The sequence below is a fragment of the Citrobacter sp. Cs237 genome (genome assembly GCF_030332325.1).
In the GTDB taxonomy this organism is placed as follows: Bacteria; Pseudomonadota; Gammaproteobacteria; order Enterobacterales; family Enterobacteriaceae; genus Citrobacter_A; species Citrobacter_A sedlakii.
On sequence record NZ_JAOWIB010000109.1, the window covers coordinates 489829 to 503240 of the forward strand.

General features: G+C 54.6%; 11 protein-coding genes. 3 read left to right on the forward strand and 8 right to left on the reverse strand.

The window, feature by feature from the left end:
- Positions 1-25: 25 nt before the first annotated feature.
- Both OGY07_RS22525 and fabA read left to right on the forward strand, forming a co-directional pair.
- Complete coding sequence (locus OGY07_RS22525; protein ID WP_286603283.1) at positions 26-1786, forward strand: AAA family ATPase; 1761 nt, start codon at positions 26-28, stop codon at positions 1784-1786.
- Between the two features lie 68 nt (positions 1787-1854).
- Positions 1855-2373: a bifunctional 3-hydroxydecanoyl-ACP dehydratase/trans-2-decenoyl-ACP isomerase gene (gene fabA, locus OGY07_RS22530; protein ID WP_000227926.1), complete on the forward strand. Its 519-nt coding sequence runs from the start codon at positions 1855-1857 to the stop codon at positions 2371-2373.
- Between the two features lie 96 nt (positions 2374-2469).
- Here fabA and rmf read toward each other — a convergent pair whose 3' ends face one another.
- The 6 genes from rmf to rlmKL all read right to left on the reverse strand — a co-directional run bounded on the left by rmf (position 2470) and on the right by rlmKL (position 10389).
- Positions 2470-2637 (reverse strand): ribosome modulation factor, encoded by a 168-nt coding sequence (gene rmf, locus OGY07_RS22535; protein WP_012905338.1) that lies wholly within the window; start codon positions 2635-2637, stop codon positions 2470-2472.
- 256 nt (positions 2638-2893) lie between these two features.
- Positions 2894-3457 carry a membrane integrity-associated transporter subunit PqiC gene (pqiC, locus tag OGY07_RS22540; protein ID WP_042288025.1) on the reverse strand — a complete coding sequence of 188 codons (564 nt, stop codon included), beginning with the start codon at positions 3455-3457 and terminating at the stop codon, positions 2894-2896.
- The gene (gene pqiB / locus OGY07_RS22545) at positions 3454-5094 is read right to left on the reverse strand and encodes an intermembrane transport protein PqiB (protein ID WP_060569555.1); all 1641 of its coding nucleotides are present in this window, start codon (positions 5092-5094) and stop codon (positions 3454-3456) included. The genes pqiC and pqiB overlap by 4 nt, the downstream gene beginning before the upstream one ends.
- Complete coding sequence (gene pqiA / locus OGY07_RS22550; protein WP_286603289.1) at positions 5084-6346, reverse strand: membrane integrity-associated transporter subunit PqiA; 1263 nt, start codon at positions 6344-6346, stop codon at positions 5084-5086. The genes pqiB and pqiA overlap by 11 nt, the downstream gene beginning before the upstream one ends.
- Positions 6347-6360: 14 nt before the next feature.
- Positions 6361-8268, reverse strand: coding sequence for an ABC transporter ATP-binding protein (locus OGY07_RS22555; protein WP_286603291.1), 1908 nt, complete (start codon positions 8266-8268; stop codon positions 6361-6363).
- A 12-nt stretch (positions 8269-8280) separates the two neighbouring features.
- Positions 8281-10389, reverse strand: a complete 2109-nt coding sequence (rlmKL, locus tag OGY07_RS22560; RefSeq protein ID WP_286603294.1) for a bifunctional 23S rRNA (guanine(2069)-N(7))-methyltransferase RlmK/23S rRNA (guanine(2445)-N(2))-methyltransferase RlmL — start codon at positions 10387-10389, stop codon at positions 8281-8283.
- 97 nt (positions 10390-10486) lie between these two features.
- Between rlmKL and OGY07_RS22565 the strand changes: the two genes are divergently transcribed.
- A complete protein-coding gene (locus OGY07_RS22565; RefSeq protein ID WP_200035763.1) occupies positions 10487-11596 on the forward strand; it encodes a YcbX family protein in 1110 nt (369 codons plus the stop codon).
- Here OGY07_RS22565 and zapC read toward each other — a convergent pair.
- Entirely contained in the window at positions 11593-12135 is a 543-nt protein-coding gene (gene zapC, locus OGY07_RS22570) for a cell division protein ZapC (protein ID WP_042288043.1), read from the reverse strand. The two genes, OGY07_RS22565 and zapC, sit on opposite strands and share 4 nt — an antisense overlap.
- A 179-nt stretch (positions 12136-12314) precedes the next feature.
- Positions 12315-13325 (reverse strand): quinone-dependent dihydroorotate dehydrogenase, encoded by a 1011-nt coding sequence (gene pyrD, locus OGY07_RS22575; RefSeq protein ID WP_060569551.1) that lies wholly within the window; start codon positions 13323-13325, stop codon positions 12315-12317.
- Positions 13326-13412 lie beyond the last annotated feature (87 nt).

Below are 13412 nucleotides of genomic sequence, written 5' to 3' on the forward strand. Positions count from 1 at the left end.
TACAACAGACTAAAAAACATCAACTTTGACCATTACGAAACTTGCATGGCGTGATCTGGTTCCTGATACAGAAAGTTATCAGGAAATATTTGCACAGCCACACGTCATTGACGAAACCGACACGTTACTCAGTGATACTCAACCACGCTTACAGTTTGCCCTGGAGCAGTTATTACAGCCCAGAGCCTCTTCTCCTTTTATGTTGGCGAAAGCCCCCGAGGAGCTTGAGTATCTCAATCTTCTTGCAGAGGCTGCGCGCACGCTGCAACACGATGCCGGTCGCCTGACGGGCGGCCACTACGAGGTTTCCGGGCATACCATCCGTTATCGTGCGGCAGAACGCGCGGAAGATAATTTTGCGACCACTTCACAGGTGGTGATTGCCGACTGGGTAGAAGCGGAGCAGCTATTTGGCTGCCTGCGTCAGTTTAACGGCGACATCACTCTGCAGCCGGGTCTGGTGCATCAGGCCAACGGCGGCGTGCTGGTGATCTCGCTGCGTACCCTGCTCGCCCAGCCGCTGCTGTGGATGCGTCTGAAAGCCATTGTCAGCCGCGAGCGCTTCGATTGGGTCGCCTTTGATGAATCTCGCCCACTGCCGGTTTCTGTGCCTTCAATGCCGTTGAAGCTCAGCGTGTTGCTGGTGGGCGAGCGCGAATCGCTGGCCGATTTCCAGGAGATGGAGCCGGAGCTTGCGGAACAGGCTATCTACAGCGAATTTGAAGATAACCTGCAAATTGTGGATGCAGAGTCCATGATTCAGTGGTGCCAGTGGGTGACCTGGATCGCAAAGCGTAACCAGTTGCCGACGCCCGCCCCTGACGCCTGGGAAGTGCTGGTGCGTGAAGCCGTGCGCTATACCGGCGAGCAGGATACGCTGCCGCTGAATCCGCTGTGGATCATCAGGCAGTTCACTGAAGTGGCTCCGCTCTGCCAGAATGATCTTTGCAGCGGTGAGCAACTAAGCCTGATGCTGGCGCAGCGCGAATGGCGCGAAGGTTTTCTCGCGGAGCGCATGCAGGATGAAATCCTCCAGGAACAAATCCTGATTGAAACGGAAGGGGAACGCATCGGACAAATCAATGCCCTGTCGGTGATTGAATTTCCGGGCCATCCGCGCGCTTTTGGCGAGCCTTCGCGCATCAGTTGCGTGGTACATATCGGCGACGGCGAATTCACCGATATTGAGCGTAAAGCCGAGCTGGGCGGTAATATCCATGCGAAAGGCATGATGATCATGCAGGCGTTCCTGATGTCGGAACTTCAGCTTGAACAACAGCTTCCCTTCTCAGCTTCGCTGACATTCGAGCAGTCCTACAGTGAAGTGGACGGCGACAGCGCCTCGATGGCTGAACTTTGCGCCCTCATCAGCGCGCTGGCGGACGTGCCGGTTAATCAGAATATTGCGATTACCGGTTCCGTGGACCAGTTTGGCCGCGCTCAGCCGGTCGGCGGGTTAAACGAGAAAATCGAAGGTTTCTTCACCATCTGCCTGCAGCGTGAGCTGACCGGCAAGCAGGGCGTCATTATTCCGGCGGCCAACGTCAGGCATCTCAGTCTGCCACCCGCGCTACTGAAGGCTGTAGAAGAAGAAAAATTCACTATCTGGGCGGTGGATGACGTGACCGACGCGCTACCGCTGCTGTTAAATCTGGTGTGGGATGGCGAAGGCCAGACGACGCTGATGCAAACGATCCAGGAGCGTATCGCCCAGGCGACGCAACAGGAAGGACGTCATCGTTTTCCCTGGCCGCTGCGCTGGCTGAACTGGTTTGTTCCGAACTGATCGGACTTGTTCAGCGTACACGTGTTAGCTATCCTGCGTGCTTCACTAAAATAAGGCTTACAGAGAACATGGTAGATAAACGCGAATCCTATACAAAAGAAGACCTTCTTGCCTCTGGTCGCGGTGAACTGTTTGGCGCAAAAGGCCCACAATTGCCAGCGCCGAACATGCTGATGATGGACCGTGTCGTCAAAATGACCGAAACCGGCGGCAACTTCGACAAAGGTTATGTTGAAGCAGAACTGGATATCAATCCGGATCTTTGGTTCTTCGGATGCCACTTCATCGGCGATCCGGTTATGCCAGGCTGTCTGGGTCTGGACGCTATGTGGCAGTTGGTTGGATTCTATCTCGGCTGGCTCGGTGGCGAAGGTAAGGGCCGCGCGCTCGGCGTAGGCGAAGTGAAGTTTACCGGGCAGGTTCTGCCTACGGCGAAAAAAGTCACCTACCGTATCCACTTCAAGCGTATCGTTAACCGTCGCTTGATCATGGGTCTGGCTGATGGCGAAGTGCTGGTAGACGGTCGTCTGATCTACACCGCGAACGATCTGAAAGTCGGCCTGTTCCAGGACACATCCGCATTCTGATTTAGCCGCTGCAGCACTGTCAATGCACAGTAAATTGCGCGCTTAATAAGGCGAAACCTCCGCAATGCGGAGGTTTCTTTTTCTAAAGAGACAGAATCAGGCCATTACCACCCTGTCAGCCATGGCTTCTCGCCAACCTCCCAGCCAGTGCGACCTCTGATTCAGCGTCTGATAGGGACACATTTCTTTTGAGCGTCCGGCAATGCCGGCCTGATAACCACGTTGATGTGCCCGTTCCAGGCGATCTCGTTTTTGTCTCTTCATGCCTCGTTTCCCTCATACTTGTATCTGGTGGAAAAGAAAACAGTGATTACGAAATGTGCAATCACACTAAACGAATACCGCGAAACCCTTCTTGCGTCAATGCACAAAATTCACACCAATGTCATATTTGTGAGCTACTGAATAACTCAGTTGTACAAAAAATGTGAGACGGAACAACTTCCTGTTTCCCGCGTCGGGCATAAAAAAACCGCCGTAAACGAGGGGTTCACGGCGGTAAGATTTACAAAAGTTTAAACTAGCGAAGCTGCTTCAGTTCCTGTGCGATAGCGGCGGCCTCCTCACTCCACGCAGTTGCCAGCACTTTCACCATTTCATCGTAACCGTCTTTGGTCTGCACGGCTTCAATGTGGAAAGGACGCTTAATCAGCTGTCCCTGATGGTTCAGCAGCCATTCGCCGCTCACAATCACCTTGCCATCGTAGCGACCGTGAAAACCTGTGACCGTCACATTAAGCGTGTCCTGCATCGTTCCCAGCGGCTGAGAGGCGACTACCCATCCGGGCAACTGCGTACTCAGGTTGGCGACCAGCGTATTGCGTAGCTGTTGATCCAGCGGGCTGGCCCACAGGTTATTGTTGGCAATGACGTACTGGACGTCGCTGGTCTGATAAACCACTCCGTTTCCGGCGAGATAATCCGGCACCGCAACCTGCTCCACCCACAGCAGACGGTTGCTCTGACTCACCGTACTTTGCGCGCCGCTATGGGCAACCGGAAGCTGGTAATAGCTCTTATTTTCTCCACCTGAGCTGCATGACGTCAGCCAGAACGCCATCATCGCCACTAGCCACTTTTTCATTGTTTCGCCCTCTTAGGCTCTGGATCTTTCTTGTCCTTCGCTTCAAACACCAGCGCGTTGCTCTTTTCATTCAGGGTTTTCAGCACCGGTTGCAGCTCACGAAGCACCTGATCGAGACGCTGCATATCCGCAACCATCTTGTTGTAGGCGGCGGACCCCGGCTGGAAGCCCTGCATACTGCGGTTCAGTTCACGTAAGGTGTTCTGCATATCCGCTGGCAGCTGTTGCATCGACTGGCTGGAGGTAATCTTGTTCATATTGTCCAGCGTCGTTTGCAGATGCTTCATTGTGCGCTGGCTTTCCGACAGCGTATTGGTCGCCTGCTGGATCATCGGATTCAGCGGCAGGTTGTTGATCTTATCCAGCGCTTCCATCAGTCGCTGCTGGATCTGCGCCAGTCCCCCGCTTACCGTCGGGATGATTTGATAACCGTTAAATTCGCGAATACCGGTTAACGGCGGCTCTTTCGGATAGAAGTCGAGATCGACATACAACGCGCCGGTCACCAGATTGCCGGTTTTCAGCGAGCCACGCAGACCCCGTTTGAGCAGATCGGCCAGATGCGCACCGACGTCTGTCTCTTCACCCAGCTGCGCTTTCAGGCGTTCAGGTTCAATGCGCACCAGCACCGGAATGCGGTAATCGTTATTAAACACCTGACGCATGTTCGGCATAAAGAATGGCACCTTGCTCACGGTCCCCAGACGAATACCGCGGAACTCGAGCGGTGCGCCCGGCTGCAAACCGCGAATCGAATCTTTAAAGAACATCAGATAGTCGATATGGTCGGTATACAGCGAATCCTGAATGCTTCGTTGATCGTCATAAAGCCTGAAGGCGCTCTTTTCGGCTACCGGTTGGCCCTGTTCAAGCCCTTCCGGCACGTCAAAGCTAACACCGCCGCCAAACAGCGTACTGAGGGAGCCCATCTCAACGCGCATCCCCGCGGAGGTCAAATCCACCGCTATCCCACTGTCCTTCCAGAAACGCACATTGCTGGTGACCAGGCGATCGTTTGGCGCATTGATGAACAACTGGTAGCTAATGGTGCGCCGCTGCGCATCGAAAGTGCTGGTTTCAACGGAACCGACGCGATACCCGCGAAACAGTACCGGATCGCCGGGACTCAGCTGTCCGGCTTTTTTGCTGTCCAGCACAACACGGATACCTTTCGCATCGGGCGGCGCCAGCGGTGGGGAATCCAGCAACTGATAATTTTCCGGCTGGCTGCCTTTACGACCCGGCTGCAACTCAATATAAGCGCCGGAAAGCAGCGTACCCAGACCGCTGATCCCTTCGCGGCCCACCTGCGGCTTCACCACCCAGAAGACCGAGTCCTCATGCAGCAACTTTTCCATTCCGGAATTGAGGCGCGCTTTAATTTCTACATGTGTAAGATCGTCAGTCAGCGTCGCGCTTTCCACCACCCCGACGTCCACGCTTCGGCTCTTGATGGTGGTTTTCCCCCCTTCAATCCCCTCAGCGTTGGTGGTGATCAGGGTCACTTCCGGCCCCTGATGACTGTAGTGATAAAACAGGACCCATGCCCCAATGAGTGCGGTGACGATGGGGAAAATCCACACGGGAGACCAGTTTTTCACCTTCTGAACTTTGGCTTCCCCATTTTTAGATTCCATGCTGTCCGGACTCCTCATGGTCTGGTTCACGATCCCACGTCAGACGCGGATCAAATGTCATCGCAGAAAACATTGTCATTATGACGACTAAAGCAAACATCAATGCACCCATCGCAGGATAAATATTCATTAGCCCTCCCATACGCACCAGCGCGGAGAGTACGGCAATCACAAACACGTCGATCATCGACCAGCGTCCGACAAATTCCACTACCTCATAAATCAGGTGCATGCGCTCACTGTCGCGTCGGCCATGGCCTTTGGCATCCCAGCACAGCCAGGCTATCGCGATCATTTTCAGCGTCGGCACCATAATACTGGCGATAAAAATCACCGCCGCGACCGGGTAAGAGCCTTCGCTCCACAGCAACACCACCCCGGCCAGAATGGTCGAGGGCATTTTGGAGCCTAACAAATCAGTGATCATGATCGGCAGGATATTGGCCGGAAGATAGAGCATGATTGAAGTAAACAGTAACGCCAGCGTCCATTGCAGACTGTTTCTGCGGCGCACGTAGCCCGTCGTCTGACAGCGCGGACAAACATGCTGCTCAGCTGGCAGGATTGCCGTACAACACGGACAGGAGCGCAGCCCCTGACGGATACCCGGCAAGCCAGGTTTCAGGGGTTGCCGGATAGCGGGCATCGGGGCAATATCGTCCCACAGCCAGCGGCGGTCGACGCACTGGAACGCGCGCAACTGCAGCACGCAAAACAGGCACCACGGAACAAAACTGCTGCCCACGCCAATATCGCCATACGCCATCAGCTTAACAAAGCTCACCAGCACGCCCGCGAGAAAGATCTCCGCCATCCCCCAGCTTTTCAACTGAAACAGGATACGCGCAAGCCATGCCTTAATCCGTCCAGGCATCTCTACCCTGTTCACCAGCAGCAAAATGGTCAATAAACAAAATGCCGGAACGAGTTGAACAAATAAGATAAAGAAGGTGCCGAGGCTGGCGTAATTTTCAGAAAAGAGCACGCCGGGAATTTCCAGCAGTTTAACTTCACTGTTCACCCCGGCGACATTCATGTTCACAAATGGGAACAAGTTTGACAAAAGCAGCATAAACAGCGCCGCTAATACGTAGGCAGTGGGACGCTGCCTCGGCGCGTCCCATTCTGTCGTCAACGTTGTGCCACATCGCGGGCATGCCGCTTTCTGCCCATGCTCAAGGTGGGGCAATGCCACCAGCATGTCACACTGCGGGCACAATATGTGCTTTGCGGCATGGTGATGTTCGCACATATGCGCTCCTTTCATTACGCGCCGTTTTTCAACGCTTCAAGGTATTCCCAGCGCTCGAAGGCCTGTTCAAGTTCCTGCTCCGCTTGCGCTAAGTCGCCGAGAACCTGCTGCGTTTGTTCATGTGGCTGGTTAAAAAAGGACGCATCCACAACCTGCGCCTGTAACGCCTCCAGTTTCGCCTCCAGTTCTTCCAGCAACTGAGGCAACTGTTCCAGCTCGCGCTGCAGTTTATAGCTTAGTTTGCTACTGCCGCGTTTTACAATTTCTGCTTTTGGGGCAACCACTTCTTGCGATTTCTTCACCGCTGACTGCGTAAACGCCAGATGCTGTTCCTGCTGCCCGCGCGCGTCGTGGTAACCGCCGACATAGCGGCCAATTTTGCCATTGCCTTCAAAGATCCAGCATTCGGTCACGGTATTGTCGACAAACTGACGGTCGTGACTAACCAGCAAAACGGTGCCCTGGTAACCGTCGATCAGTTCCTCCAGTAGCTCCAGCGTTTCGACGTCCAGATCGTTGGTAGGTTCATCGAGGATCAATAAATTGCTGGGCTTAAGGAACAGCCGCGCCAGCAACAGTCGGTTGCGTTCACCGCCGGAAAGCGCGCGCACCGGCGTCATCGCCCGCTTAGGATGGAACAGGAAGTCCTGCAGATAGCCCAGTACATGGCGTGGCTTGCCATTCACCATCACTTCCTGCTTACCTTCCGCCAGGTTATCCATGACCGTTTTATCCGGATCCAGCTCGGCGCGGTGCTGATCGAAATAGGCCACTTCCAGCTTTGTGCCGACGTGGATACGCCCGCTGTCCGCCTTAAGCTGGCCCAGCATCAGTTTAAGCAACGTGGTTTTACCGCAGCCGTTGGGGCCAATTAGCGCAATTTTGTCGCCGCGCTGCACCTGGGCGGAAAAATCGTTAACCAGCTGTTTGCCGTCGATCTGATAATTGACGTTTTCCATTTCAAAAACGATCTTGCCTGAGCGGGTTGCTTCTTCAACCTGCATCTTCGCGGTGCCCATCACTTCGCGGCGTTCGCTGCGTTCGCGTCGCATCGCTTTGAGCGCGCGCACGCGACCTTCATTACGGGTACGGCGGGCCTTGATCCCCTGGCGGATCCACACCTCTTCCTGCGCCAGTTTGCGGTCGAACTCGGCGTTCTGTAACTCTTCCACGCGCAACGCTTCTTCTTTTTCCAGCAGATAGTGATCGTAATTACCCGGATAGGTCACCAGCTTGCCGCGATCAAGATCGACAATCCGGGTCGCCATGTTGCGAATAAAAGAGCGGTCGTGGGAGATGAAAATAATCGTCCCGTTGAACGACTTCAGGAAGCCCTCCAGCCAGTCGATGGTTTCAATGTCGAGATGGTTAGTCGGTTCGTCCAGCAGCAGTACGCGCGGATTACTGACGAGCGCCCGGCCCAGCGCCGCCTTACGCAGCCAGCCACCAGAAAGCGCAGACAGCGCGGCGTTAGGATCGAGCCCCAACTGCGCCAATACTTCGTTGATCCGGTTTTCCAGTTGCCAAAGATTGTGGTGGTCGAGTTGCTCCTGCACCTTCGCCAGCTCGTTAAGGTTTCGCTCGCTCGGATCGGTCATCACCAGACGGGAAACGTCATGGTAACGCTTGAGGTATTCCGCCTGCTCCTCAATGCCTTCCGCGACAAAGTCGTACACGGTGCCTTCAACGTTACGCGGCGGATCCTGCTGCAACCGCGCGACTATCAGATCCTGTTCATAAATAATGCGACCGTCGTCCAGGCCCTGCTCACGGTTAAGGATCTTCATCAGCGTTGATTTTCCGGCGCCGTTGCGGCCCACCAGACAGACGCGTTCGTTATCTTCGATATGCAGTTCTGCGTTATCAAGAAGCGGCGCGTCGCTGAACGACAGCCATGCGCCATGCATACTGATTAATGACATTTACTTATCCTTTCAGGCTGCGGTAATCAGCCAGCAGTTGTGGATCTGGCGGTTGCGGGCAAAGTCCTGGGAAAGCGTTTTTTGGGTGATTTCTTGTGCTTTCAGCCCCAGCGCCGCCAGACCGTCGAGATCCATACGGAATCCGCGTTTATTGTTGGAGAACATGATCGTGCCGCCTTTACGCAGCAGACGCTTTAAATCTTTCATCAGCGCCAGGTGATCGCGCTGAACGTCAAACGCGTCCTCCATCCGCTTCGAGTTGGAGAACGTGGGCGGGTCGATAAAAATCAGGTCAAACTGTTCCGTCGCTTCGCGCAGCCAGGCAAGACAGTCGGCCTGAATCAGACGATGCGCGCGGCCACTTAAGCCATTCAGACGCAGGTTACGTTCCGCCCACTCCAGATAGGTTCGCGACATATCGACTGTCGTCGTACTACGCGCCCCGCCCAGGCCCGCATGGACGCTGGCGCTGCCGGTGTAAGAGAACAGGTTAAGGAAGTCTTTCCCCTTGCTCATCTGCCCCAGCATTCGACGAGCAATACGGTGATCAAGGAACAGGCCGGTATCAAGGTAGTCGGTGAGATTTACCCACAGGCGGGCGTTGTACTCACCGACTTCAATGAATTCGCCCTTCTCGTTCATCTTCTGATACTGGTTTTTCCCCTTTTGCCGTTCACGGGTTTTCAGCACCAGCTTGTTTGGCGCAATGTCGAGTACCGACAGCGTTGCCGCAATAATGTCAAACAGCCGCTGACGCGCCTTTTGCGCATCCACGGTTTTCGGCGGCGCGTATTCCTGGATAACAACCCAGTCAGCGTAACGATCCACCGCGACGTTATATTCCGGCAGGTCGGCATCGTACAGGCGAAAGCACTCAATGCCTTCCTGACGGGCCCATTTATCCAGCTTTTTGATGTTTTTACGCAGACGGTTAGCGTAATCTTCCGCCACCGTGGCCGGTTTGCTGTCCGGCGTGGTTTCGGCGATATGATAATTTTTCTGCACACAGTCCAACGGGCCGTTTTTCGCTTTGAACTGCTTGTCAGCGCGCAGTTGCAGGCTGCTGAGCAGATCCGGTGAAGCGCTGAACAGCGACAGATTCCAGCCGCCAAACTGGTTCTTCATCGTGCGCCCAAGCAGGCTGTGCAGCGCAATCAGCGCCGGCTCGCTGTCCAGACGCTCACCGTACGGCGGGTTGCTGATCACCGTCCCGTACGGTCCTGTCGGCAGCGGGTTGCTCAGTTGCGCTACGTCTTTCACCTCAAACGAGATCAGCTCGCCGATCCCCGCGCGACGGGCGTTGCTGCGCGCGCGTTCGATCACCCGCGCGTCGCTATCGGAGCCGTAAAAACGCGAACCATAATCCGCCAGACCTTTGCGCGCTCGGGTTTGCGCGTCGGCTTTCACTTCCTGCCAGATGGCTTCGTCGTGTTGCGCCCAGCCACTAAAGCCCCAGCGCCCACGGTGCAGACCCGGCGCGCGATCGGTGGCCCACATTGCCGCTTCAATCAGCAACGTGCCGGAACCACACATCGGATCAAGCAGCGGCGTCCCCGGTTGCCAGCCGGAACGCATCACAATCGCCGCCGCCAGCGTCTCTTTGATGGGCGCAAGACCGGTTCGGTCGCGATAGCCGCGCAGATGCAGACCGTCACCGCTTAAGTCCAGCGCGATACTGGCGGTGTCTTTATTCAGCCAGACGTTAACGCGGATATCCGGCGATTCACGGTCCACATTCGGACGCGGTAAATTCTTACGGGTAAAGGAATCCACAATCGCGTCTTTTACCTTCAGCGCGCCGTACTGGCTGTTGCGGATGGTGTCGTTCAGGCCGCTAAAGTGAACAGCAAAGGTGGCGTCCGGGGAAAACATCGCCGTCCAGTCGATCGCCATAACTCCCAGATAGAGATCTAAGTCACTGTAAACTTTGCACTCACTCAACGGTAAAATAATGCGCGAGGCCAGGCGACTCCACATCAGGCTCTGGTAAACAAGCCGGGTGTCGCCCTTGAAATGGACACCACCCTGAACAACCTGACACTCTACGGCGCCGAGGCTTTCCAGTTCAGTTTTTAACAGCTCTTCCAGCCCACGGGCCGTACTGGCAAACAAAGAATTCATATCGTCACTTATACTCGAAGAAAATTGCTGCGCATTATAGCTAAACTGACGCCTATGTCATAAAGTTGAAGGCTTATTTCTTTCGAGGGACTGTACCGTGTTGACGTTAACCCGCCTATTTATTCACCCCGTCAAATCCATGCGCGGCATTGGACTGACCCATGCACTGGCAGACGTCAGCGGACTGGCTTTCGATCGGATTTTTATGATAACCGAAGCGGACGGCACCTTCATTACCGCCCGTCAGTTTCCGCAGATGGTACGTTTTACCCCCTCTCCTCTGCATGATGGCCTGCATCTGACCGCGCCGGATGGCAGTTCCGCCATCGTCCGGTTTAACGATTTCGCCGCACAGGACGCGCCAACAGAAGTATGGGGGAATCATTTTACCGCCCGCATCGCACCGGAGGCCATCAACCAGTGGCTGAGCGGCTTCTTTTCCCGCGCCGTGCAGTTGCGCTGGGTCGGGCCTCAACTCACCCGCCGGGTTAAGCGCCATGCGAGCGTCCCACTCTCCTTTGCCGATGGCTATCCTTATCTGCTGGTGAATGACGCCTCGCTGCGCGATCTTCAGCAGCGTTGCCCGGCAGGGGTTCAGGTTGAGCAGTTCCGCCCGAATCTGGTGGTTTCTGGTGCCAGCGCGTGGGAAGAGGATACCTGGAAAGTGATTCGCATCGGCGACGTTATCTTTGATGTGGCGAAACCCTGCAGTCGCTGCATTTTTACCACCGTCAGTCCGGAAAAAGGGCAGAAACACCCGTCGGGTGAGCCGCTGGCGACGCTTCAGACCTTCCGCACCGCGTCGGATAATGGCGATGTGGATTTCGGTCAGAATCTGATCGCCCGAAACAGCGGCGTCGTCCGGGTCGGCGATGAGGTGGAGATTTTGTCAACCGGCCCCGCGCGCGTCTATGGCGCGGCCGATACGGATGACATCCCCGACGCCGCGCCGCAGGCAGACGCCTCGGTCAGCATTGACTGGCAGGGGCAGGCATTTCGGGGTAATAATCAGCAGGTGCTGCTTGAACAACTGGAAAACCAGGGAATTCGCATACCCTATTCTTGTCGGGCGGGGATTTGCGGCTGCTGTCGTATCACATTGCTGGAAGGCGAAGTGACTCCGCTGAAAAAGTCCGCGCTGGGCCCGGACGGCACAATTCTGAGCTGTAGCTGTGTGCCAAAAAGCGCGCTGAAGCTGGCGCGTTAAACCGCCTGTTCCAGACTGTAGCTGCTGGCGGTCAACTGCGGCTTCAGTCTGTCGTTCATGATCTTTATCGCATCGCCAAGCTGCATCGTTCGTCCCGCCACCACGACGCCGGGCTGAGCAAGTAAGCACAGCGCGGCGTTGTCGCCAGGTTCCACCACCAGCAAATTGACCTGTTCCTGGGTATCGCTTAACCAGACGCAGGCGGTATCGCCTGTCGTCGGCGACCAGTTATCATTATGCGCCACAAAGTGCCAGCTTTTCGGCATTTGCGGCTTCAGATAACGAATCGCCACCAGCGCATTGAGCACCAGTTCCGCTTTTTGTTCCCGGGAAAGCTCCAGGTCACGGCATTTTTCTTCAAAGGAGAAGTAAAGCGCTGCGTCATCGACGCAGAAACCAGACGGCGAAAATGCATCCGGGGTGAGCATTTTGCGGGCAAAACGCGAGCGAAATAACATGCCATTGGCTAAGTCGAGCATCATACGGTCATGCTCTTCGTCATAATACCAGCGCCAGTTATCGTCAGGTTTAATTCGCATTTTTCTCTCCCCTCTCCATTGACCTGTTGCAAAATTGTCCCTTTTTGCCGCTTCGCTTATTGCTTTTATAAGCAAAGCTTAAAATGTCTAAATAAGCAACAGTGAAAGAATATAAAACAACCAGGCGCGGAAATAAACCCCTGGTTGTCTGATATTCTGATATAGCGCGGGAAAAAAAATCAAATATGGGTAACGATTTCTTTAATCAGCGGCGGACCTTTAAAAATAAAACCGGAATAAATCTGTACCAGTGTTGCCCCGGCGGCCATCTTCTCGCGGGCGGCGATGACCGAGTCGATCCCACCTACGCCAATAATGGGCAGTTGGCCTTTTAATTCCTGGGAAAGTCGACGGATAATTTCTGTGCTTTTTAATTGCAGCGGACGACCACTTAAACCGCCCGTTTGATCGCAATTTTTCATTCCCTGGACCAGAGAACGATCGAGTGTTGTATTGGTCGCAATAACACCATCAATATTATGGCGAACTAAACTGTCGGCAACCTGGATCAGTTCTTCTTCTGAAAGATCCGGCGCGATCTTTACGGCGATCGGAACATATTTTTGATGGATCGTTTGCAGATCGTTTTGTTTATTTTTAATTGCGCTTAGCAGATCGTCCAACGCGTCGCCATATTGTAAGGTACGTAATCCCGGTGTATTTGGCGAGGAGATATTAATCGCGATGTAACCGGCATAAGCGTAGATTTTTTCCATACAAATCAGATAGTCATCTTTACCCTGCTCGACCGGTGTGTCTTTATTTTTACCGATATTAATGCCGAGCACGCCGTCATAATGGGCCTTTTTAACATTCTCAACCAGGTTATCCACCCCGTGATTATTAAAGCCCATGCGGTTGATCAACCCTTCAGCATCAACCAGGCGAAAGAGCCGCGGCTTGTCGTTGCCCGGCTGCGGACGTGGAGTAACGGTGCCGATCTCGATCGAACCAAACCCCATCGCGCCCAGGGCGTCGATACATTCGCCGTCTTTATCCAGACCGGCAGCCAGTCCAAGGGGATTCTTAAAGGTTAACCCCATGCAAGTGACCGGCCTGGCTGGTACTTTCTGGCGGACTAACGCTTCAAAAGGCGTTCCCTTAATGCGGCGTAATTGCTGAAACGTAAATTCATGAGCGCGCTCTGGATCGAGCTGAAAAAGGGCTTTACGAACGAAGGGGTAGTACATGAACTCTCCTGGATTCCCGGTGTGCAGACCGGGGGCGTATTATGGGTGATATCGCACAAAAAGGGAATTGACCTGCGGCAATAAAAA